Source organism: Dielma fastidiosa (assembly GCF_003475485.1).
In the GTDB taxonomy this organism is placed as follows: domain Bacteria; phylum Bacillota_I; class Bacilli_A; order Erysipelotrichales; family Erysipelotrichaceae; genus Dielma; species Dielma fastidiosa.
The window spans coordinates 98267-120111 of the sequence record NZ_QRQL01000005.1; the positions used below are offsets into that span (position 1 = coordinate 98267).

General features: G+C 40.3%; 20 protein-coding genes, 1 tRNA gene and 1 other annotated feature. Of the genes, 17 read left to right on the forward strand and 4 right to left on the reverse strand.

The annotated features are described in order from the left end of the window. Nucleotides 1–139: 139 nt before the first annotated feature. Nucleotides 140–2170, forward strand: coding sequence for a serine hydrolase domain-containing protein (locus tag DWZ33_RS11635; RefSeq protein ID WP_022938373.1), 2031 nt, complete (start codon nt 140–142; stop codon nt 2168–2170). Nucleotides 2171–2243: 73 nt separating this feature from the next. On the opposite strand, the gene DWZ33_RS11640 is transcribed toward DWZ33_RS11635, so the two are convergent. Then, nucleotides 2244–2318: transfer RNA gene (locus tag DWZ33_RS11640), tRNA-Thr, on the reverse strand. 152 nt (nt 2319–2470) lie between these two features. After that, nucleotides 2471–2723 (forward strand) — a binding site (T-box leader). Nucleotides 2724–2762: 39 nt separating this feature from the next. Here DWZ33_RS11640 and DWZ33_RS11645 point away from each other — a divergent pair. The 8 genes from DWZ33_RS11645 (at nt 2763) to DWZ33_RS11680 (ending at nt 9282) form a co-directional block, all read left to right on the forward strand. Further along, complete coding sequence (locus DWZ33_RS11645; RefSeq protein ID WP_118454926.1) at nt 2763–3767, forward strand: bile acid:sodium symporter family protein; 1005 nt, start codon at nt 2763–2765, stop codon at nt 3765–3767. 17 nt (nt 3768–3784) lie between these two features. Further along, nucleotides 3785–4852, forward strand: a complete 1068-nt coding sequence (locus DWZ33_RS11650) for an iron-containing alcohol dehydrogenase family protein (protein ID WP_118454927.1) — start codon at nt 3785–3787, stop codon at nt 4850–4852. A gap of 87 nt (nt 4853–4939) precedes the next feature. Next, entirely contained in the window at nt 4940–5692 is a 753-nt protein-coding gene (locus tag DWZ33_RS11655; protein ID WP_182425675.1) for an alkaline phosphatase family protein, read from the forward strand. Further along, nucleotides 5685–6002, forward strand: a complete 318-nt coding sequence (locus DWZ33_RS11660) for a hypothetical protein (protein WP_118454929.1) — start codon at nt 5685–5687, stop codon at nt 6000–6002. Before DWZ33_RS11655 ends, DWZ33_RS11660 begins: the two co-directional genes overlap by 8 nt. Then, nucleotides 5999–6886, forward strand: coding sequence for a molybdopterin-guanine dinucleotide biosynthesis protein B (mobB, locus tag DWZ33_RS11665; protein WP_118454930.1), 888 nt, complete (start codon nt 5999–6001; stop codon nt 6884–6886). Before DWZ33_RS11660 ends, mobB begins: the two co-directional genes overlap by 4 nt. Next, nucleotides 6879–7397 carry a nucleoside-triphosphatase gene (locus DWZ33_RS11670; RefSeq protein WP_182425677.1) on the forward strand — a complete coding sequence of 173 codons (519 nt, stop codon included), beginning with the start codon at nt 6879–6881 and terminating at the stop codon, nt 7395–7397. The genes mobB and DWZ33_RS11670 overlap by 8 nt, the downstream gene beginning before the upstream one ends. Before the next feature lie 53 nt (nt 7398–7450). Then, nucleotides 7451–8155: a hypothetical protein gene (locus DWZ33_RS11675; protein ID WP_022938366.1), complete on the forward strand. Its 705-nt coding sequence runs from the start codon at nt 7451–7453 to the stop codon at nt 8153–8155. 14 nt (nt 8156–8169) lie between these two features. After that, on the forward strand, nt 8170–9282 hold the full coding sequence (locus DWZ33_RS11680; protein ID WP_118454932.1) for an anti-sigma factor domain-containing protein: 1113 nt from the start codon (nt 8170–8172) through the stop codon (nt 9280–9282). A gap of 60 nt (nt 9283–9342) precedes the next feature. Here DWZ33_RS11680 and DWZ33_RS11685 read toward each other — a convergent pair whose 3' ends face one another. Beyond that, entirely contained in the window at nt 9343–9852 is a 510-nt protein-coding gene (locus tag DWZ33_RS11685) for a helix-turn-helix domain-containing protein (protein WP_118454933.1), read from the reverse strand. Nucleotides 9853–10233: 381 nt separating this feature from the next. On the opposite strand from DWZ33_RS11685, the gene DWZ33_RS11690 reads away from it, so the two are divergent. The 6 genes from DWZ33_RS11690 to glmM all read left to right on the forward strand — a co-directional run bounded on the left by DWZ33_RS11690 (nt 10234) and on the right by glmM (nt 18657). Next, nucleotides 10234–12798: an N-acetylmuramoyl-L-alanine amidase family protein gene (locus DWZ33_RS11690; protein ID WP_118454934.1), complete on the forward strand. Its 2565-nt coding sequence runs from the start codon at nt 10234–10236 to the stop codon at nt 12796–12798. An 841-nt stretch (nt 12799–13639) separates the two neighbouring features. Continuing rightward, the gene (locus DWZ33_RS11700) at nt 13640–13933 is read left to right on the forward strand and encodes a hypothetical protein (protein WP_022938361.1); all 294 of its coding nucleotides are present in this window, start codon (nt 13640–13642) and stop codon (nt 13931–13933) included. 105 nt (nt 13934–14038) lie between these two features. Beyond that, entirely contained in the window at nt 14039–14800 is a 762-nt protein-coding gene (locus DWZ33_RS11705; protein WP_182425679.1) for an HAD-IIB family hydrolase, read from the forward strand. Between the two features lie 58 nt (nt 14801–14858). After that, a complete protein-coding gene (gene cdaA / locus DWZ33_RS11710; protein ID WP_118454936.1) occupies nt 14859–15911 on the forward strand; it encodes a diadenylate cyclase CdaA in 1053 nt (350 codons plus the stop codon). A gap of 2 nt (nt 15912–15913) precedes the next feature. Next, complete coding sequence (locus DWZ33_RS11715; protein ID WP_022938358.1) at nt 15914–17296, forward strand: CdaR family protein; 1383 nt, start codon at nt 15914–15916, stop codon at nt 17294–17296. A 23-nt stretch (nt 17297–17319) separates the two neighbouring features. Continuing rightward, nucleotides 17320–18657: a phosphoglucosamine mutase gene (gene glmM / locus DWZ33_RS11720; protein WP_118454937.1), complete on the forward strand. Its 1338-nt coding sequence runs from the start codon at nt 17320–17322 to the stop codon at nt 18655–18657. 319 nt (nt 18658–18976) lie between these two features. Here glmM and DWZ33_RS11725 read toward each other — a convergent pair whose 3' ends face one another. Both DWZ33_RS11725 and DWZ33_RS11730 read right to left on the reverse strand, forming a co-directional pair. Further along, nucleotides 18977–19306, reverse strand: coding sequence for a type II toxin-antitoxin system RelE family toxin (locus DWZ33_RS11725; protein WP_118454938.1), 330 nt, complete (start codon nt 19304–19306; stop codon nt 18977–18979). Beyond that, on the reverse strand, nt 19303–19623 hold the full coding sequence (locus DWZ33_RS11730; RefSeq protein WP_220452430.1) for a type II toxin-antitoxin system Phd/YefM family antitoxin: 321 nt from the start codon (nt 19621–19623) through the stop codon (nt 19303–19305). The genes DWZ33_RS11725 and DWZ33_RS11730 overlap by 4 nt, the downstream gene beginning before the upstream one ends. Nucleotides 19624–19824: 201 nt before the next feature. Here DWZ33_RS11730 and DWZ33_RS11735 point away from each other — a divergent pair, with 201 nt between their 5' ends. After that, the gene (locus DWZ33_RS11735) at nt 19825–20484 is read left to right on the forward strand and encodes a response regulator transcription factor (RefSeq protein ID WP_022938354.1); all 660 of its coding nucleotides are present in this window, start codon (nt 19825–19827) and stop codon (nt 20482–20484) included. Beyond that, the gene (locus DWZ33_RS11740) at nt 20484–21830 is read left to right on the forward strand and encodes a HAMP domain-containing sensor histidine kinase (RefSeq protein WP_118454940.1); all 1347 of its coding nucleotides are present in this window, start codon (nt 20484–20486) and stop codon (nt 21828–21830) included. Before DWZ33_RS11735 ends, DWZ33_RS11740 begins: the two co-directional genes overlap by 1 nt. Nucleotides 21831–21845 lie beyond the last annotated feature (15 nt).

A 21845-nucleotide genomic window follows, 5' to 3' on the forward strand; every position in this document is an offset into this window, starting at 1 on the left:
TTTGATTTACAAGCGTAGGTCAAACCTTTTCTATGTTTAGAAGACATTATCACTCTGTAAATGTGACAAATTGGACATAAAGATTGTGAGAAAATGAGGATAGTGCTATGATAGTCACAAAGAAAGGAATTAGGGAAATATGAAAAAAACGCTCTCTTTTTTATTAGCCGGAGTTTTAGCGTTCAGTTCATTGTTCAGTATGAATGTGCAGGCTGCTTCAGACAGCGTTCAGACAATGGCCGATACGCTGATTCAAAATTACGGTGTAACGAGTTTACAGTATGCGCTGATAGATAATGGTGAAATCATCACCAGCGGTACATCAGGTGTATACAGTAAATCCGAGAATCGATTATTGACAAAGGATAACATGTATACGATTGGCTCAACAAGCAAAATGTTTGTGACCGCTTCAATTATGAAATTAGTGGATGAAGGCAAGATTGATCTGGATAAACCTGTCAAAGATTATGTGCCTGAATTTAGAATGAAGGACAGCCGTTACCGCAAAATTACGGTCAGAATGCTGCTGAATCATTCATCAGGTTTGATGGGCAGCACATATCTGAATGGCTTTTTGTTTAATGATAATGATACCCAGGCGCATGACAGCTTTTTAAAGGATCTGCGCGAACAGGAATTAAAGGCTGATCCGGGTGCTTATTCGGTTTACAGCAATGATTCCTTTACCTTGGCGGAGATCGTCATTGAAAAGGTCAGCGGTGAATCATTTACTGAGTATATCCGCAAAAATATTACGGAGCCTTTAGGCTTAACGCATACTAAGACACCGTTAGATGATTTTGACCGTTCTTTAGTAGCGAAGACTTACTATCCAAATACGCCAATGCTGGCCAACGGTGTTGATAACGCGAATATCATCGGTACCGGCGGTATTTATTCTACAGCTGAAGAGCTTTGTAAATTTGCGCAGATTTATATGAAGAATAATTCATTGCTGTCAGCGGAAAGCAAGAAGGCTACCTTCCAGAAAGAATATCTGCGCGGTCAGTGGCTGGCGGATGAGCCGAATATTATTAATTTTGGTCTGGGCTGGGATTCAGTAAATCTTGATCCATTTGCCAGCTATGGCATCCAGGCGGGTGTTAAAGGCGGCGATACACTTTTAATGCACAGCTCATTGATCGTTCTGCCTGAATACAATATGGCAGCGGCGGTGACTTCTTCCGGCGGCAGCAGCTTGTATGATCAGATATTAGCGACTCAGCTGTTAATGGATCGTCTATATGAAAAAGGCATCATTAAAGGCGCGGAAACATTGCCGGTGCCAAGTCAGCCGGTTCAGAAAGCACTGGATGGCGATTTGAAGAAATATGAAGGTTATTACGCTAACTTCGGCGGTATTTATCGGGTTGATTTAAGTGATGATGGCTTGCTTACTTATAAAAATGCTTATCTTGAAGGCAACGAGCAGGCAGCTACAATGATTTATGTCGGTGACGGACAGTTTGTGGATCCTACTGGTAATTTGGCTATGTATTTCATGGAACAAAACGGAAATACCTATCTGAATGTCAACGGCGCTTCTGAATTGCCGGGCATCGGACGTGTTCATGAGCATTCCTATTTTGCTCAGAAAGTTGAATTGTCCGAATTGAGCGACTCTGTCGCAAAGGCATGGGCGGCTCGTGAAGATAAAGGCTATCTGAGCATCCTAAATAAATATACATCACAGGTAGTCGCAACCGTTCTGCCGGTAACCAGTGTTGCATTAAAGGGCAATTACTTATCTTGTTATCGGGTAATCGATGCGAATACAGCGGTTCCTGAAATTGAAATTCCAATGAGCGGCAGCCGTGATGTCGGTATCATCTCTTTCTATAAAGAGGATGGTATTGAATATATGAAGTTAAATGATAACCTGTTTGTCAGTGAAGATGCGATCAAGGAAGTTCACCGTGACAGCTTCAGCGTTCGTATCAATGATAAGGGTTATAATCAATATTACTATGCCGGACCTGAATATGAAGGCAAAAACATTTCTATTACAGTACCTGAGAATGCAGGCTATGTAGTTTATGACAGTACAGGCATGGCTGTGCTTAATTCAGTGAACAGCAAGCCGGAATCTTTCCCATTAGGAGCAGGCTGTTACATCTTGTTTATGGGTGATGCCGGTGCGCGTTTCAAAGTAGAAATCAAAGATTAAACGGGGATATCCCCGTTTTTTTTAAATAATAAGCAAAAAAAAATCAGCCGTTCTGGCTGATGATATAATTAAATGGTGCCGTCTAGAGGAATTGAACCTCCGACCTACTCCTTACCATGGAGTTGCTCTACCCCTGAGCTAAGACGGCAGCTAAATATTATTATAGTGAATATTGGCTAAACTGCAAGAGATATTCATGTAAAGTTTATGAAAATATAAGAAAACAATATAAAATGTTTTCTGAAAATATTCAATAAAGTTGTTGACAATCGTTTTCATTCCTGTATAATAGAGACCATAACAAATGTGATGATTGGGAAGAGTACTAAGCAAGGACGCTGCACAGAGAGCTGTTGACCGGTGAAAAACAGAGAGCGTCAGGTTTAGGAAAATCACCCATGAACAGTCTGCTGAAAGGGTTCAAGTAAGTTAGAACGATTAACACTCGTTACGGTGTTCTGCATTAAAAGGATTTTTCCGGAGATGTCAGAAGAGTGACTGTCTTTGACAGTAATTGGAGTGGTACCGCAGAACCAAAGGTTTTGTCTCTTAGAGATAAAGCCTTTTTTTGTTATTACAGGAGGAAATGTAAATGAAATTCGTAAACCGTTTAAGTGATTTTTTAGGGAAGTACATGGCATGGATCGTATTGGCTGTTGCGGCTTTTTCACTGATTCAGCCTTCCTTCTTCACGGCTGTCGCTCAAATCAAGGTAGCGGGGCAGTCACTGACTAATGTTTTATTAGGGGTAATTATGTTTGGAATGGGCATGACATTAGAGCTGAATGATTTCAAAATTGTTTTTTCAAGGCCAAAGGATGTGCTGGTTGGCTGTCTGGCTCAATTTACGATTATGCCGCTGGGAGCCTTCCTGCTGGCCAAGGGATTAAATCTTGACAGCGGGTTAGCGGTTGGCTTAGTGCTTTTGGGAACTTGTCCCGGCGGTACGGCAAGTAATGTAATGACCTACTTAGCCAAGGGAGATGTGCCGTTATCGGTTGGCATGACAATGGTATCGACCTTGCTTGCGCCGCTGCTTACCCCTTTGCTTACTTATGTTTTAGCAGGCCAATGGGTTGAGGTAAATATGCTGACAATGCTGCTGAGTATTGTTCAGGTCGTATTAGTACCGATTGCGGCGGGTGTATTAGTGCATCGATTAGCCGGGGATGCCGTTAAGCAGTTTGATAAAGTCTTGGTTATGGTCAGCGTCTTAAGCATTGTGACAATTGTCGGTATGTGTGTGGCTCCGAATGCTCAGCGCTTGATGACTTCTGGTTTAATGGTAATTGCGGCGGTTTGTCTGCATAACTGGCTGGGCTTTGGCGTCGGCTGGCTGTTTGCCCGGCTGCTTGGCTTAGAGACGGCTAAGAAAAGAGCCATCTCGATTGAGGTAGGTTTACAGAATTCAGGCCTTGCAGTAGGTTTGGCCGGACAGTTTGCCAATCCGTTATGTGCGCTGCCGGCAGCGGTAGCCACCGTAGCTCATCAGATTTCCGGCTCCGTATTGGCTAATGTATACGCATCTATGCCGCTTGAGAAGCAGGAATCAAGAAAGGCGATGCCTGAATTAGAAGCCGAAGCGGCAAAGGCTTAAGAAAGTGAGGAACTATTATGTCAAATGTATTTTTACCAAGTTATAGTGTCGGTACGGATGTTTATCAAGAAGCGGCAGAAATCTGCAAGGATTATGGCAATAAGGCAGTCTGTATCGGCGGTCATCGGGCATTGGCTAAAGCCTGCCATCTGTTGAAAGAAGCTTTAAAGGACAGTACGATAGAGATCTTGGATACTTTATGGTATGGCGGTGAAGCCGCTTATGAAAATGTGGAAATGCTGAAACAGAACGCGGCGGTTCAGGCGGCGGATATGATTTTTGCTTTTGGCGGCGGCAAGGCATTGGACACATGCAAGGTCTTAAGTGATCAAATGAATAAAAAGCTGTTTAATTTCCCAACCATCGCGGGAACGTGTGCGGCGGTAACTTCTGTCTGTGCGATGTATGAACCTAACGGGGTATTTAAAAACCTCTATCACCGTGATCGGCCCGCGCATCATACATTCATTAATACACAAGTGATTGCTGAAGCACCGGATGTATATCTTTGGGCAGGCATCGGGGATACGTTAGCTAAGGGCTATGAACCGGAATTCAGCTCCCGCGGCCGTGAATTGAATCATGCGAATAATGTGGGAGTAACGTTATCTGTATTATGCGGTGATCCATTAGTCCGTTATGGTGCGGCGGCGCTTGCTGACTGTCAGGCAAATCGAAATTCTAAGGCCTTAGAGGAAACGGTACTGGCCATCATCGTAACAACCGGCCTTGTTTCTAATTATGTAATTAATGATTATAACAGTGTGGTAGCTCATGCGATGTGCTATGGCTTTACGACCTTGAAAAAGGTTGAAGAAAAGCATCTGCATGGTGAAATTGTTTCTTATGGATTATTAGTTCAATTGATGCTGGATGATAAGCTTGATGAGCTGCAAAAGCTGCTGCCATTCTATCAAAGTGTTAAACTGCCGACGCGGCTTGCTGATCTTGACTGCACGATGGCAGATCTTGACGGCGTATTAAAAAGAGCTTCACAGGTGCCGGATGTGAATGTATCGGCAATTAAAGTCACGGAAGAAAATCTTCGTCAGGCAATTGAAAAGCTAGAGGACTTTACCGCATAATCAGTGCTGATCTGGATTATACAGATCGGCTTTTTTATTTGATTGCGTGCTGGTCTGTGTTATAATATGTCAGCAAAGGGTGATGGCATGGAAAAGTCAGGGTGGATCATTTATCATGACGGTGAGATCAGTGATCAGATCAAGGAAAAAGAGATAATTGGTGAAATTGACCAAAAGCTGCTGCGATTAGATGAATTGAAAAGTATGTGGCTGTCATATTCTGAAAAGAAACAGCTGGTATTATATATTGATGGTCTGGGCTGGCATCAGCTTAAAGCATCACTGCCGCAATGTTCTTATTTCTCTACATTTAATACAGCCTGTGCTTTAAGCAGCTGGCCGCCGATTACCAATACGGCATTAGCGAGCATGCTAAGCGGTGCCGATGCTTCTGTACATCAAATTAAAAGCCATGCCGACCGCAGCTTGAAGCTCTCCACCATCTTTGATGAATATCCGGGGCGCTGTGTCTATATTGAGGGTGAAAGAACAATTCTTTATACCCAGCAGTCAGCACTCCTGAATCCAAGAGATGAAAATGACAGTGATCAGGCAGTCTTATCATGCATGCGGGAAAATCTTGATTATGATTTTATTTTTGTACATATCCATGGTTATGACGATGTCTGTCATCACTATTCCCCACAGAGCAGACAGGCTATTGATAAGCTGATCTGGCTTGATGGCCAGCTTTCACAGCTGTTGAGTGATGTAAAGGGTATGATTTGGCTGATTAGCGATCATGGTCAGCATGCTAGTGAGGATAAGGGCGAGCATGGCAGCTTCTGCGAGGAAGATATGCTTGTACCAATAGGTATAAGGGTGAATGAGGATGAGTGAGTTTAAACTTCCTGAAAAAAAACTATACAGTCTTTTAAAACGCGCGCAGGGGAAGGCGGAACGTCAAATTGAAGTTTACGGCTGTGAATTATACAAATATATTGGTGATCTGCATGAAGAGGATCAAGTCTTATGTGTGGGCGCGGATGGCATGCAGCTGCTTCTAAGCGGCAAAGAGGTCTTGCTGCCCAATCATATTTTAATTTGTGAATCAGCAAATGATTATCAGATCATTCCATCACAAGATCCTGTAAGCAGCCGCTGGCTGAAGCATCTTGTATCAATTGAAGTAAGGAGGAAGGGACGATGAAAGTATTTAGTATCGTTGGCATACGCGCCAGCGGGAAAACAACAACCATTGAACAGATTATCCGTGAATTAAAACGCCGCGGCAAAACAGTATCAACGATTAAAATTATTTTTTGTCCGACCTTCTCCATTGATGATCCAAAAAGTAATACTGCCCGTCATAAAGCTGCCGGCGCAAGCTCAGTAATTGCAAAGGGTAAGACGGAGACGGCATTGATCATTCCGGAAGCGGTTGATAATAATAAGTTGCTGAATCTGAATCATAGCGATTATGTAATTTTGGAAGGTGACTATGAAGCACCTGTGCCAAGAATTGTCTGCGCGCATCAGCCGAAAGAGGTTGAAGAGCGGATGAATGACTTTACCTTCGCCATCAGCGGCCGCTTAGCTGATCAATATGATAAAGTATGCAATCTGCCCGCTTTCAGCGCGTTAAGTCAGCTGACAGAATTGGTCGATTTGATTGAAGAAAAAGTTTATGACCGGCTGCCCAATGTCGATGCAAAGGTCTGCAGTGCGTGCGGAGCTGATTGTGTTGCTTTAGGCAGTGCCATTATTCAGGGGGAAGCAAAACGGGAATTGTGTACGCTGAGTCAGGCGGCAGTTTGCCAGCTTTGTGAGCAAGCGGCACAGGTCAAACTTGTACAGGGAGCCGTTACAGCTTCTACCGGCCCCTGTCAGTGCGGCTGTCATAAGCTGGCTAAAGAAACAGAGCTGAAGAAACGCGCACTGGCGGCAGTCAATCTGCCGATGCAGCTTGCAATAAATGGTGAAAAGGTTGAGCTGAGTCATAGCCAAGAAGCTGAACTCAAGCAGCTGCTGGCTTCTTTTGTAAAGGAAAATGTGCATTCAATCAAACTGAATGCCGGGGATGAGTATGAGTAAACATTTATTCTTGACTGGGGAGAAAAAAGTTGGTAAGTCCAGTGCAATCAAAAAATTTCTAAGCATCGCGCAGCCAGATTTCAGCGGCTATCAGACCCAGCCGGTAATAATCAATGAACGAATCCGCGGCTATGCGCTGCATAGCTTTGAGGCTTTGGATGAAGAAGAAAATGATGTGATTATCAGCGTTCGTGCCGGTGTACGCCGCAATATCTGCGTTGAGGGTATTTTTGATACAATTGGCGTTAAAATAATACAAGCCGCGGTTGCCGCCGACGCAGAGCTGGTGATTATCGATGAATTAGGTAAGCTGGAAGATAACGCGCCTGACTTTCAGGCTGCGATTAAACAGCTGTTAGACAGCAATCATCGAGTATTAGGTGTCTTACAGAAAAAAGAAAGCAAAATGTCAGCTCTGCTGAATGAGCGTGATGATTGCGAAATCATTGAAATCAGTGAAGCGGATCGTGACATGGCTGTGGATAAGATCAGCCAGTGGTACAGAGGCTGACTTTACAAAAAAAATAAAAAAGTGTAATGTAAATATGTTAGGAGTTGATTCGTTTGCAAAATGCCGCCGTTGAAGTGAACTTTGACATTGAAGAAATCAAACAGAATGAAACTATGCGCAATGACTTTATTTCTCAATACAAGCCATTTATTGCTTCATTTACTTCCGAATGTGCACATCGCTATGTCACTTATGGCGTTGACGAAGAACTTTCTATCGCTTTAATGGCGTTTAATGAGGCAATTGACCGTTTTAATGGTAAAGGGAATTTTTTACTGTATGCGAAAATGGTAATTAAAGCCAGACTGCTTGATTATTTTAAATCATCGCTTTACCGCGAAAATAAGAAGTCGTTTGGTTTATATAATGAAGAGGAAGATGAAATCGACGAATTAAAGGAAGACGCGATTCAGCGTTATGCTGACAGCTATGAACAGTCAATCCGCATCGCGGAAATCAATGAACTGAATGAAAAGCTTCAGGCTTTTAGTATTACCTTTCAGGATTTAGTTAAAAGCTCACCTAAGCATTTAATTACTCGGCATTATGTAAATAATGCGATTCAGAAGATTTTAGAACGTCCTGAATTAGTAGAAAAAATAATGAATGATCATTCACTGCCTTTAAAAGAAATTGAAAAAAATTTTTTAATACCACGAAAAAAGATCGAGAGCTATCGTAAATATATAATAGCGGGGATCATTCTTGCGGATTCGGATTTAGAGACATTAAAAGAATATTTGCCGTTTAAAAAATAGAAAGGAGTGGAAAAATGATCAAAAAAGGGATTATTATGGAAATTCATGATCAAAAGGCGATCGTGATGAGTACAAAAGGTCAATTCGATGAAATTAATGCCACTCCATCCATGGAAGTCGGCAATGAAATACAGTATGGTGATGATTCAAAGTTAAAGATTGCAGCTACGTTATGTATGCTGTTTATCATGTTTGGCAGTGTTTTTGGATTTAATTTCTTAGCGAACCAGCGTACTCCGGTTTCATATGTCGCTGTGGATGTGAATCCGGGCGTTGAGTTTACTGTCAATATGTATGATGAAGTGATTTCTGTATCAGCGACGAATAAGGATGGTGAGCTGGTACTGGCGGGGCTTGATTACAAAGGTCAGAAGATTGAAGAGGCCACGAAGAATTTTATTGATGAAGTAACAAAGATGGGATATATTGATAAGAATAAGGATGATAATGCCGTCATGATTACCGTTGTGAATGACAATGAGCTGAAGGCATTGAATCTGCAGGAAAGATTATATCTAAAGGTTAATGAGTTTTTTGTAGAGAATCACATTTTAGGTGTCGTGCTTGGGGAAGAGACAAATGAAATGCTGCGGTTGGAAGCGCAGAGCAAAGGTGTATCGGCCGGTAAGCTGAGACTGATTAAGCAGGCGGTGAAAGCTGATCCGTCGCTGACTCAGGAGGCGGCTGCGAATATGGCGGTTAAGGATCTGAATAAAGTGATCGAGGCCAAGGAAGTGCCGGCACCTGTGAAGAGTGAAGAGGAATTGCTGGAGGAGAAGGATTCGACGATTATGACTGTCATGATGTATCGCCGTTCAACACCGCCGGCAACTTCAGACGATGTTAATTTTAATGATCAGCTAAACGATTACCAGAATCAGAAAAAAGACGAGGCAACAAATGCCTGGGATGAGATTAATAAAGATCTTGATGCGACACCATCGGATGCCACATCATCAGATGCTTCAGCGAGTGATGCAACACCAAGTGACGCGTCTAAGAGTGATACAACCAAATCAGATGCGAGCGTTAATGATGCAAGCCCGGCTGACAACAGTAAGCTGAAGGCTGAGTCGACACTCACGGACAGCGCGACAGGATCAGATACTGATGCAGTAAAAAAATAATATAAAAGACAGATGCTGAAATAAATGTTCAATATCTGTCTTTTTTTGTGTAAAAAAGTTTTATGCCTTCTTTCTGGTTGAAAGTGCGCCGATGATTCCGCCTATGAGGATTAAAGGAGCTAATCTGACAAATAGCCATTCAAATGCATGGAATGCAGCTCCTAATATGGCAGTTTCAGGATCGTTATAGTTCCAAAGTAAATATGGACTGTCCATTTTTATCAAAAGGGCAAAAACGAGAATAATGCCAGCGCAAAGCAGGATAAATAACCAATGAAATATCTTCCGGTTTGTTTCTTTCCTTTGCGCAAGCTGGCAGTTAATGATCGTAAGCTTTTCAGAAATAGCTTTTATGTCATCAGCTTCCGGTTCTATCACAGTTTCTCCAAGCAATATGTGAACCGGTGTTTCAAGTGCTTCTGATATATTAATCAGCATATCCGAATCGGGAACTGACAACCCTTGCTCCCATTTAGAAATGGTTTGACGGACAACATTGAGTTTGATTGCAAGCTCTTGCTGTGAAAGTCCTTTTGATTTTCTGATTGTTTTAATGTTTTCATTTAACATCAAGGGTACCACCTTTCTTTTGTTGTTACTTCTATTGTAGGCAAAACTTGCCGTTGCCACAAGCAATGTGTGTTAACAATAAAGCAAATACATTGCTGTTTCAATGCTGCATAGAATTCTTGATTGTTTTGTTTTTTTATGCTGTTTATTCTGTTAAAAAACGGTTTAGAAGCGTTTCTAAACCGTTAACAGGGAAAGCGTCTTAAAAGGTATACCTTTTGAGACACTGTATTTCTCTTCCATTATAGGCATTTTTATTGCATTCGTAAAGGTGTAATGTCCGTTTTATGTAATTTCAAGGTTGTTTTTTACAATGGTGTGAGTGTATTATAAGGTATACTTTTTAAGACATATTCAAAAAAAACCTGGGGAGGTAATGGAATGAAATCAAATAAAACAAAGTCAGCAGTGACTGCTTTAGTTGTAGCTGCAATGCTTTGTTCAGTGACATTGCCAATTAAGGCAGTTGAGTCACAATGGGTTAATAATGATGGCTTATGGTCTTATGTTAAAAATGATAATTCATTAGCAACTGGCTGGCTTGAAGATGGTGATTGTTGGTATGTGTTTGATGAAAATGGAATTATGCGGACTGGCTGGATAGCATCTCATGAGCATTGGTATTTCATGGGTGAATCCGGTGTCATGCAGGTGGATGCATGGGTAGAAGATAATGGCTCTCTTTATTATCTTAAAGGTACGGGCGTTATGGCAAAGGACTATGTTAAAGATGGTTATGAATTAACTAGCGATGGAAAAGCTATTCCGTTAGCTGAATCCAACTCGATAGTTGTGACAGACCCCAATGCTATTACTGGTGAAGTTATTGAAGGGAATCTGTATGTGGATGTGACTGCCGCAAAAGAAATTGAGCTAAGCAAAGTAATCATCAAAGGGAAGCTAGTTGTATTAGGTGATAATGAAACAGCTGGAAAAGTCGTTCTAAAGGATTCGACAGTTGATACTATCAGCAATCAGACTAGAAATACAGAAGTTGTTTTAAGCGGTGAAACGAAAGTTAAGGCTATTGTATTGGAAGAGACAGCATTGGTAACACCGGATAAGAATTTCAATGGTGAAGTAGAAACAATTGAAGTTCAATCAACAACCAAAGATGAAATTAAGATTGAAGTACCAACACAGGAAGTAATGACACGCACCTATGCAAGTATAAACATTCAGGCACCGGTTGAAAACCTTGAAGTAATAACTGATACTCAAATCAAGGTAAATGCCGATGTGAAGAATGTAGTCGTTACCGAGACAGCAAAGGATACTAAAGTGGAAGTAGCCAAAGGAAGTACCATAGGCACATTAACGGCAGACGCGGCAGTGAAGATAGATGGCAACGGTACTGTCAATAAGGTAGAAGTCAATGCTGATGGTGTAGAAGCTGGAAAAGATACAATTATTAAAGATGTAGATAAGGCTGATGAAGTTGAAAAAGCACCGGAAGTAAATAAACCTTCTACTGGTGGTTCATCAGGCGGCGGAGGGTATGTGCCGCCAGTTGTTGAAAAGGGAGTTAAGAATGAGGCTGAATTAATCGCTGCTTTAAAAGAATTAACAGATGGCGGAGAAATATTAATTGGAAAAAATTTCACCACTGGTAGACAGATTAACATTAATCAAGATATGATTCCAGAGGATGTTAAGTCATTTACCATTGACGGTCAAGGCAACGCGATTACTTATCTATCTCAAAATGAGGAAAATTCGTATGTTATTGCTTTCAATAATCTTAGTGCCCAAGTTATTTTGAAAAATATTAAATTGACTGGCGCTGATACTTCTTTATTAGTTAATGGTTCAAGTGTTCAGATGGAAGGTAAAGTTGATGTATCAGGGAATACAGCAAGCGGAATTGAGCTGGCAAGACTAACTGGCGAAAGCGGCAAGAGCAGTCTTGATGTTACCAAAGCTAATATCGTAAATACATCTGAATTTAGAGAGCCTAATGGTCAGAACAATCTTCCAACTATATTGGCTAAAGGTACAGATCAGATAGAAGTGATCTCAGATGCCTCAAATGATCTTCATAATAAAAATGTTACTGGTCAAGTTGAATATTATTTGAATAATATTAAGTATGAAGTTGATACAGAAGATTCATTTCAAAAAATGCTGAATGATTATATTCAGGGAGATACGGTCATTTTAACTGATGATATAACATTGTTTGATAACGCAACATTCACAGATGATGTAACGCTTGATATGAATGGTAAAACTATAAAAATAAATGAAGGTAAAGGTTCATTGAAAATTGCACCTACCAAAACAATGAAAGTAATTGGATCTGGGCATATAGAAGGATGTTTATATGCTGATAATAGGTTTCAAAATGGAAGTACATTAAAGATATACGTAAATGACGATTTTACAATAAATTCTAGCAATACTGGCGGATGGGCTGTATATGGAGGCTTTGGAACGATAATCGAAATTGATGGAGGAACATACAGCAGCAATGAAAAAGCTACCGCAGGAGTAATACACACCTTGGGTAATGAATTAGTAGTTGAAAATGCAATTATAAATGTAGAAGTAGCGTCTGTTATGAATGCTTATGGCATATATTCTAGTGCTAATTCAAATGTTTTAAAAAATGTTATAGTTAACGGTAAATATAGCACTTGCGGCAATTTCAATAATGAATATGGCAAAACAGTAATAACAAATAGTGAATTTCATACTACGAAAATTACTGATGATGGTTTTTCTTCAGCAACTTTATTATATCAAGGTGAATTAGAGATCAGTCGTTCTAAAATCACAAGAGTAAATGTTGGCATCTTATATAATCGGTCATGGCCTGCTCCAACTGAAGTTGAAGGGCTGACATATAATAAAGATGATGTAGAGTTTATTAATATAAACAATAATCAGTTACCTGATGTTGATTATAGAAATGAAGAAGCTACAAAAGATGCATTGTTTGATTGATTTGTGTACATAGAAATTCATATGAATAGATAGACATAGAAAATTTTATTAATGAGGTACTAGACGACTAGCAGCAAATTATATAGCTGACTGCCATTAGTGAATAGGAAATAAAAGGCGATAGATTTAAATTATCGTCTTTTATTTATTGATAGTTAATTATTTTATGTAGATATAGCTACACTTGATGCTGAAATTAATATGCGAAATAAGAATTTTGTATCATAAAATATATACTTTGAGACATTAATTCAATACACGGGTAGGTAATAAAATGTTATCAAATAAAGCATAGTCAATAAGCCAATCAGTATATAAATATAATAAGCAAGGTTCATTACTGCCTTGCTTTTAGCTTGAAAAATTAGACCAACCTTCCCAATTCAAAAAACTTATATAAAAAAATAAAAAAAATTTGCATCTGCCCCCGAAAAAGAATTAGGCACATCGTATTCTATAGTAGTGGTTGAGAAAAGTCTTATGGAGGAGCTTACTGGAATCACGTTATATCTAAAAAGAGAGAGAAAAATGGTAACTGTCTTAAGGTTTGGGAAGGCCGAGAGATTAAGGAGAAGAGAAAAATGGTTTTATCCTCCAAGATTAAAAAGAAATGATCAGCTTCATTTCTTTTTTTTGGCAAAATTTGGATTTCAAAAAAGTTTATAAAAAGCCGATGATTTCAGCCAAAATTCGACAAAACATAGGCTATATCGCTTAATTGAAGCATAAAAAGTGAAAAAATTAGCGATTTATTCAATGAAAGCAGTTTCATTTATTGTAAAGAAATGAAAATATGCTACAATATGTATATCCTATTTATTTATGGATTGGAGGAGAAATCATGGATAAATTCACGATTGCTGATTATATTGAAAAACTACAGGCTAAAAAAGAAGAAGCTCATAACAAACAATGGCTGTATATAGAATGCAATGCCAAAGATTTAATGGAAGAATTGGAACCAGGTGTTAAAAATATGACTACATGCTGCAAGGCAATGCTTGAAGCTCTCTTAGAAGGGGATATTATTCTGGCTGCTCCTAAGACAAAGAACATGTGTGGTTCAGCTTTAACACTTCGTTATTATGTAGATAACTTAAGCCCAGAACGCAGAAAATATTCAGAAGTTAACTAAGCCACAGCCGTGGCTTTTATTTTGGTTGCAATTTTTAATGGAGCCGATATAATGTTCATGTGTATGATTTTATAGATGGTTCATAAACTAACAAAGGAGTTAAGAATGAAATTACTGGCAGCAGATTATGACGGTACATTACGCAGAGGTGATACCGTTTCACAAAGAAATAAGGAAGCATTAATAAACTGGCGCAAGCAGGGAAATCTGTTTGGTATCGTTACCGGCCGCTCATTAGAGAGTATCCAAAAAGAAATCATTAAAAATGAGCTGGCTATTGATTTTCTGATTACCAATAACGGCGGTGTTCAAGCGGATGGCAATGGGAATGTACTATCAGTTACAACGATTGATTTCAACGCGGCCCTTGAAATTATTGACTACATTCGTTCTCTGAATTGTATATCCTATGTCCTCAATAATGGCATCAGCCGCAGCCGCACTGTATTAAAAGCATCAGCTGAGGATCTGAAATATGGCAATCAGGATGTGATGCGCAGTGAAGCTGATTTAATAGCGGAGGGACAAATCGCGCAGATTGTAATCTCCGTTGAAAATAATGAAATCAATCATGAGTATGCGAAAGCCATCAATGAGCGCTTTAATGCATATGTGGAAGCATTTCCGAATCTGTATTGTGTGGATATTGTGCCCAAGGGGATTTCCAAAGCTGAGGGTATAAATAAAATGCTTATTGATAGCAAGCTAGAGCCGGTATCTGTTATCTGTGTCGGTGATCAGTTTAATGACTGTTCCATGCTGCAGGCTTATAAAGGCTATACCTTTCATGACTCACCGCAGGAACTTCAGTCAATGGCTTTTAAGGTGATTGATGAAGTTGCTGATGTTGTTGATGATGAGCTTTAAAAAATAGTCAGATACAATAAATTTATGCTATAATTAAAAAAGTGAAAGGAGTTTTGTCATGTTCAACTATATCACCACAACGAATATTACTCAGATAATACGTGCCATTATTGATATCATGTGCGTATGGGTTGTCATATACTATGGACTGAAGATCGTTCGTAATAATTCAAGAACGATTCAGATTTTTAAGGGCATTATTTTTGTTATTATCGTACAGGCTTTTGCCAAGGTTTTCAAACTGCCGACCATTGAAAGTTTGGCAGCGATGTTTATTGCATGGGGGCCGCTGGCTTTGATTATACTGTTCCAGCCAGAGATCCGCAATGTGCTTGAAAAGCTGGGAAAGACGAATGTTTTTTCTCGTATTTCAACCTTAACGGTTAATGAACGTGAAAATCTGGTTGATGAGTTAGTGAAGGCAGCCGGTGAATTGAGTGCTACTCAGACAGGTGCTTTAATTTCGCTGGAACAAAGTCATTCATTATCTGATTATATCAAAACAGGTACGAAGATGAATTCCATCGTGACCAGTGAATTATTATGTTCGATCTTTGTTCCGGGTACACCGCTGCACGATGGCGCGGTTATCATTCAGGGCGATAAGATTGCCTGTGCCAGTGCTTATTTTCCGCCTACAACCTTCGATTTTCCATCTTCATACGGTGCCCGTCACCGCGCGGCAATTGGTATCAGTGAAATTACTGATTCTATTTCAATCGTGGTTTCAGAGGAAACCGGTACGATTTCGATTGCGGAGGGCGGCAAGCTGCATGTGATGAGTGTTGATTCATTGCGTGAATATCTGATGATGGTAATCTGTCATACAGAAAATGGGATTCAGAAGGATAATCAAATCAAAAAGGATTATGATGATGAAATTGAATTCAGTGACGGTGTTGAGGCTGAAGAGCATAAAGGCCCAAAAATTACAGCACATTTGATGAAGAAATCAGTGAAGAAGTTTGGTAAGCGTAAGGCTGAGGAAGAAGTCAAGGCTGAAGAGGCTGAAAAGCCAGTGGAAGCGGCTGAAGAATTAGAAGAAACTCAGGAAGTTGCTGAAGAGATCGTATATGATCAATCAGATTCAGAAACTGAAGGAGGTGAGTAGTCATGGCTAGACCTAAGAAGAAAAAAGAGCAGGAAGAAAAGAAGATTAATGAAAATAAAGTTGAGCTGGCTAAAACGATTGCTCAGCAAAGTCAGAAAATTGCCCGTTCCTATGCAAGTATCGAAAATACTTTCGCAAAGGCTTTCCGTTGGGTAAGCGCTTGGTTTGATAAGATTTTGTTTAATCAGCGTTATGCCAAGGAGGTTGCTTTGATTTTGGCAATCATCCTCTATGTGGCTACCAATTCCACGGATTCTTTGTCAATCAGCAGACAGCCGGCTTATACGAACACCTATACGGATCAGCCGGTAACCGCCGAGGTCAATTCAGCGGTTTATGAGGTAACCGGTTTGCCTGAATCAGTAACGGTTTATCTGATGGGTGATCTGTCAGATATTCAAATGGCAGACAGTCAGGCAACGCAAAAGGTTGTGGCTGATTTGAATGGTTTAGGTGAAGGGACGCATCAGGTTGATTTAAAGGTTGCGAATATTTCCAGCCGTATTACCGCTGTGGTAAATCCATCAAGCGCGGTAATTACAATCAGCAAGAAGCAGTCTCAGGAATTCCAAATTGGTTATGATTTTATTAATACGAAGGATATGGATTCAGTGTATGCTCTCTCTGAGCCTGAATTTGAAAAGGATTCTGTACTGGTACGTGCCAGTGACGCGACGATTCGCTCTATATCAATCGTAAAAGCTTTAATTGATGTATCGAATGTAACTGGTGATTTCACTGTTGAGGCACCGTTAGTAGCTTATGATCAGCAGGGAAATCGTATGGATGTTGATATTGTTCCGGATAAGATCAAAACTACGGTTAAGGTTACCCGTCCTGAAAAGGATGTGCCGATCAGCATTGTGCCGATTGGTGAAGTTCCAAATAACAAGGCAATCTCACGGTATAGCTTGGATCATCAGGCTGTAACGATTTATGGACCGCAGGAGGTGCTTGATCAGATCAACGGTATTGATATTCAAGTACCGGTAAGCAGCTTTACTTCATCACCGCAGGTTCTTTCAATGCCAATTAATCTGCCAAGCGGTGTGCGTAAGAAGAGCGTTTCGGTTGTCAGCATTACTATTGAATTAGCGGATAAGGTTGAGAAAGTGATTGAGGATATTCCAATTCAATGGAAGAATAATACTCAGAATTACAAATTGACACTTGATGAAAATGAACCGCAGACAGTGAATGTGACCGTCAGCGGTGCTCAGGAAGTTCTTGATACTGAGGATGGCAGCGCGATTTCAGTTTATATCGATTTAGCGGATGTAACGCAGACCGGTACGATTGAATTGCCTCTGCATGTCAGCGGCGGTAATAAGCTGGCAACTTATACCTTAGATAAGCAGACGATCAAGATCAATGTCACAAAATAAAAATTAAAAAGACAGGAGCTACTATGGGAAAATATTTTGGTACAGATGGCATACGCGGACGCGCTAATGATACGCTGACACTGGATAAGGCAATTAAGATTGGCCGTTATCTGGGTGCCTATTATGGGCAAAGCGGTCATGCGCGCATACTGATTGGCAAAGATACCCGCTTGTCCAGTTCAATGTTTGAATCGGGCTTAGCAGCTGGAGCTGCGGCGAGCGGCGCTGATGTGTATCTGTTGGGTGTATGCCCGACACCCAGCGTATCTTATCTGATTCAGAAGGAGCATTTCAGCTGCGGTATCATGGTTTCAGCTTCTCATAACCCTTATTATGATAATGGCATTAAGCTGTTTTCACCGGCTGGTAAAAAAATGGACCCGGCTGTTGAGGAAGCCATTGAGGCAACCTTTACGGGTGAAGATGAACTGCCTTATGCGATTAATGAAGCAATCGGCCGTATCATTGATTATCATGACGCGCTGCAGCTGTATATTTCCTGGTTAAGGGAAACGGCCTGCGATTTATCAGGCATGAATATCGCATTGGATCTGGCAAATGGCAGCGCGGTAGCAACAGCGGTGGAAACACTGCGTGAGTTAGGCGCGAAGCTTGAAGTGATTCACAGTGAACCTAACGGCGTTAATATTAATACACATTGCGGATCAACGCATCCTGAGGAACTTCAGGAACTGATGCGCAAGGGACATTATGATGCTGGCTTTGCTTTTGACGGTGATGCGGATCGCTTGATTGCCGTTGATGAAGATGGCAATCTGATTAATGGTGATTATACGCTTTATATTGTTGGTAAGGCATTAAAGGCTAAAGGACTGTTGAAGGACGATGTTGTGGTGACGACAGTCATGGCGAATCTCGGTTTATATAAAGCTTTTGAGAAGTGCGGCATTCACAGCGTTCAAACGGCCGTTGGTGATAAATATGTTTATGAAAGTATGGAAGCTAATGGTTATACGATTGGCGGTGAACAAAGCGGCCATATCATCTTTAATGAATATGAAACAACTGGAGATGGTTTATTTACCGCCTTGCAGCTGCTGAAAATCATGAAGGAAACCGGGCAAAGCTTAAAGACTTTAGGTGAAGAGCTGTTTATTTATCCGCAGCTTTTAGTTAATGTGCCGGTAAAGGATAAGGAAAAGGCGCTGCATGATCCCAAAATTCTTGCGGAAATTGCGGCTGTGGAAGCAAAGCTTGGCGATGAAGGACGGATTTTGGTTCGGCCAAGCGGTACTGAACCGTTAGTCCGTGTCATGGTTGAAGCCAAGACTCATGAATTGTGTGATGAGTACGTCTATCAAATCGTAGACACGATAAGAAGTTCTAACAATACCTTATAATACAATTTATAGGAATATTTTTGTTATCATATATTATTAATTGATACGAATAAAGTACGGTTTGTTTAAAATCGTACTTTTCTTGTTCGTAAATTATTACATTCATTTTGCAGCCATTTTAGGTTGAGTCTTCAATATGTCTATATTGGCTGTTGGCAATGTCTACCCTATACCTTAATTGCTTAGCTATAATAAATGGATTAACACCTGGGGTGATAAATAGAGAAGTATGTGAGTGAAGGAGATAGGGATGATAGCATTCGACAGAAAATATTAGCTTAAACAAAGAAAAGAAACGGCAGGTGTTTTGCCGTTTCTTTTACAAATCATGTTTCGTTATGCGATTTTGTGCGACTTCATAGACTTCATCATCTTCCCGCGCGCCAATTACAACAATCAACAGATCATCGTTATGCCGGATGAGCTGGTAGACCATACGCAGACCAGCACCTCGGAGTTTGATTTTTAGGAAGCCGGAAAGATTAGTTTTATTTTTGTTTCCCAAGGGTTTTCCATAGCCGCCTTCGTTTTCTGGCAAAGGATTTTTGCAGACTTTCTGAATTGCTTTTCGAATCAGAATTTTCTGGCTGCCATCCAGTTTGCGGAGGTCTTCAAGGGCTTCAGGAAGGTATTTGACATTCCAGCTCATTCAAATTCAATGTCATCCGTTTCTTCAAAGTCAGAAGGGCTGAATCCAAATTCCTGATCTACCTGTTCCTGGGAGATAACGGTGGAGGGATTGAATGTGGACATACGCTGTGTAGCAACGGTTAAGAGCCTTGCATCACTTACTTCATCCAGAAGATGGATATATTCTTCAGGTGAAATAAGGACACATTCGGGAGAGTTGTTTTTCATAACAACCTTAGCGCCATGGCGTTTTACTTCATCAAAGATTTTCCCAGCCAGTCCACGGTTAAACTGAGAAATAGAAATTGTGTTTTCAATTGCACTTCGAATATTCATAATCATCACCTCATTACTTATATTATACGCAATGACAGCATAAAAATCAATAAATATGCTGATATAAATACTGCTGTTTGAATGCTGACTATCCAAATGTGTGAATAAAATCGTAAATTTTGTTAAATCGAAGGGACTTTAAACAAGTCCTTTTAATTTTCTCAAATTTTGATACAATAAGTGGTAGAAGAGGTGGTATTTATGAAAAAAGTAATCTGTGTAGTTGAAGATGAAAAAGACTTAAATGAACTGGTAAAACGCTATCTTGAAAAAGAAGGCTATGAAGTGCGTTCCTATTATACTTATGAACAGGCCAGCATTCATACGGTGGATGATGATGTTCATCTGTGGATTCTGGATATTATGCTGGATGATAAATCCGGTTTTGATCTGATTGAAGAGATTCGCCTGCAGGGCCGTGATGTTCCGGTTATTTTCATGTCCGCACGCGATAAAGAGTTTGACCGCATCATTGGTTTAGAAAAGGGCAGTGATGATTACATCACGAAACCATTTTCACCTAAGGAGCTTGTGCTGCGGGTAAATAACATTATTAAGCGGACGTATAAGAGTGAGAATACGCGTATTCAGATTGACAGCTATGAACTGGATGAGGAACAGCGCAAGGTATTTGATAATAATGAAGAAATCGATCTGACAACAAAAGAATTTGATTTGCTGATGATGTTTATCCGCAACAAAGGGACAGCATTCTCCCGAGAGAAAATTTTGGAACTGGTTTGGGAGGATAATTATTTTGGCTCAGACCGTGTTGTTGATGATACGCTGCGTAGACTTAGAAAGAAGCTGCCTAAGCTGAATATTCATACGATTTATGGCTATGGCTATCGTTTAGGATAATGAAAAAGCTGAATGCGTGGGTCAAGAATTTATCATTATCCCAGCAGCTGTTTGTTCTGATATTCTTTTTCATCGCTTTTTTCTCTTCCTTTTTCTTTATCTTTCTGACCGGAAATGTTGATGATTTTATCCGTGATCAGATGTTTAATATCATTGACCGTAATCAATCGATTATCGTCAATTTATATAAGATGGGGGTTGATGAGGATAAGATCATCACCCTTCAATTAGAAGACACGCAGAAAGATACGATGATGATTCATATCTTTTATACCGATAAAGGCAATTATTCTTCTGCCTCGGAAACGTTAAACAACAACCGCTCGCTGACGCTGACCATCGGCAAGCAGCTGCTGAAGCAGATGGAGGACGGTGTTGAGGTCGGCCATTATACTTATGACGGTGGTTATTATGCGATTAATATTGCCAGTCCTAATTTTGCGGTGGTATCCTTAGTTACCAAGGAATACCGAACAATGTATCGGGATACGCTGTTAAGCAGTGTAATCAATATTACGGTAATCGCGGTTGGCGTGTTCTTTATTGTGCTGATGATTTGGATGGGTTATTTGATTCATCCATTGAATCAGATTCGTAATTACATTGAAAAGATTAAACTGGGTGAGGATGCTGAGCTGAAGGTAAATCGTAATGATGAAATTGGTGAACTGGCGGATGCGTTAGTCAGCATGCGTCAGGAGCTGAAGCGTCAGGAGAAGACCAAGGAGGAAATGATTCATAATATTTCTCATGATCTTAAGACGCCGATAGCTACGATTAAATCTTATGGTGAATCAATTAAGGATGGTATTTATCCATATGATACGCTTGAAAAGAGTGTCGATGTTATTATTGATAATGCGAATCGTTTAGAGCGTAAGGTGCATTCCTTGCTTTATCTGAATCGTGTTGAATATCTTGTGTCACAGAATACCGGTGAAAAGCGTACCAATATGAAGGAAGTTATTGAGGAGGTTCTGCTGGCTATGAAGGCAGTAAAACCGGATATTGAAATCAAGGCTGATCTGAAAGAGGTTTATTTTAATGGTTCCAAGGAGCCATGGCGTATTACGGTGGAGAATCTATTGGAGAATTCTTTGCGTTACGCGCAGACGCAGGTAAAAATTAAACTGAATGAAGATGAGCTGAGTGTTTCCAATGATGGCCCTTGTATGTCAGAGAGCCGTATCGCTTCTTTATTTAAACCTTTTGAAAAGGGGCAGGGCGGCCAGTTTGGTATTGGTTTATCCATCGTTTATAAGGTAACGACAGCGAATGGTTATAATGTTTCTGGTGAAAATATGACCAAAGGTGTAATTTTTAGAATCAATAAATTTAAAGCCTGATAGTTTTAATACCTC

Coding starts and splice junctions, on each gene's coding strand:
- DWZ33_RS11680 (WP_118454932.1), top strand. CDS start 8,170: ATGATCAAAAAAGGGATTATTATGGAAATTCATGATCAAAAGGCGATC.
- DWZ33_RS11705 (WP_182425679.1), top strand. CDS start 14,039: ATGAAATTACTGGCAGCAGATTATGACGGTACATTACGCAGAGGTGAT.
- DWZ33_RS11735 (WP_022938354.1), top strand. CDS start 19,825: ATGAAAAAAGTAATCTGTGTAGTTGAAGATGAAAAAGACTTAAATGAA.
- mobB (WP_118454930.1), top strand. CDS start 5,999: ATGAAAGTATTTAGTATCGTTGGCATACGCGCCAGCGGGAAAACAACA.
- DWZ33_RS11700 (WP_022938361.1), top strand. CDS start 13,640: ATGGATAAATTCACGATTGCTGATTATATTGAAAAACTACAGGCTAAA.
- DWZ33_RS11715 (WP_022938358.1), top strand. CDS start 15,914: ATGGCTAGACCTAAGAAGAAAAAAGAGCAGGAAGAAAAGAAGATTAAT.
- DWZ33_RS11725 (WP_118454938.1), bottom strand. CDS start 19,306: ATGAGCTGGAATGTCAAATACCTTCCTGAAGCCCTTGAAGACCTCCGC.
- DWZ33_RS11655 (WP_182425675.1), top strand. CDS start 4,940: ATGGAAAAGTCAGGGTGGATCATTTATCATGACGGTGAGATCAGTGAT.
- DWZ33_RS11650 (WP_118454927.1), top strand. CDS start 3,785: ATGTCAAATGTATTTTTACCAAGTTATAGTGTCGGTACGGATGTTTAT.
- DWZ33_RS11670 (WP_182425677.1), top strand. CDS start 6,879: ATGAGTAAACATTTATTCTTGACTGGGGAGAAAAAAGTTGGTAAGTCC.
- DWZ33_RS11690 (WP_118454934.1), top strand. CDS start 10,234: ATGAAATCAAATAAAACAAAGTCAGCAGTGACTGCTTTAGTTGTAGCT.
- DWZ33_RS11635 (WP_022938373.1), top strand. CDS start 140: ATGAAAAAAACGCTCTCTTTTTTATTAGCCGGAGTTTTAGCGTTCAGT.
- DWZ33_RS11740 (WP_118454940.1), top strand. CDS start 20,484: ATGAAAAAGCTGAATGCGTGGGTCAAGAATTTATCATTATCCCAGCAG.
- DWZ33_RS11730 (WP_220452430.1), bottom strand. CDS start 19,623: ATGAATATTCGAAGTGCAATTGAAAACACAATTTCTATTTCTCAGTTT.
- DWZ33_RS11685 (WP_118454933.1), bottom strand. CDS start 9,852: ATGTTAAATGAAAACATTAAAACAATCAGAAAATCAAAAGGACTTTCA.
- DWZ33_RS11645 (WP_118454926.1), top strand. CDS start 2,763: ATGAAATTCGTAAACCGTTTAAGTGATTTTTTAGGGAAGTACATGGCA.
- cdaA (WP_118454936.1), top strand. CDS start 14,859: ATGTTCAACTATATCACCACAACGAATATTACTCAGATAATACGTGCC.
- glmM (WP_118454937.1), top strand. CDS start 17,320: ATGGGAAAATATTTTGGTACAGATGGCATACGCGGACGCGCTAATGAT.
- DWZ33_RS11660 (WP_118454929.1), top strand. CDS start 5,685: ATGAGTGAGTTTAAACTTCCTGAAAAAAAACTATACAGTCTTTTAAAA.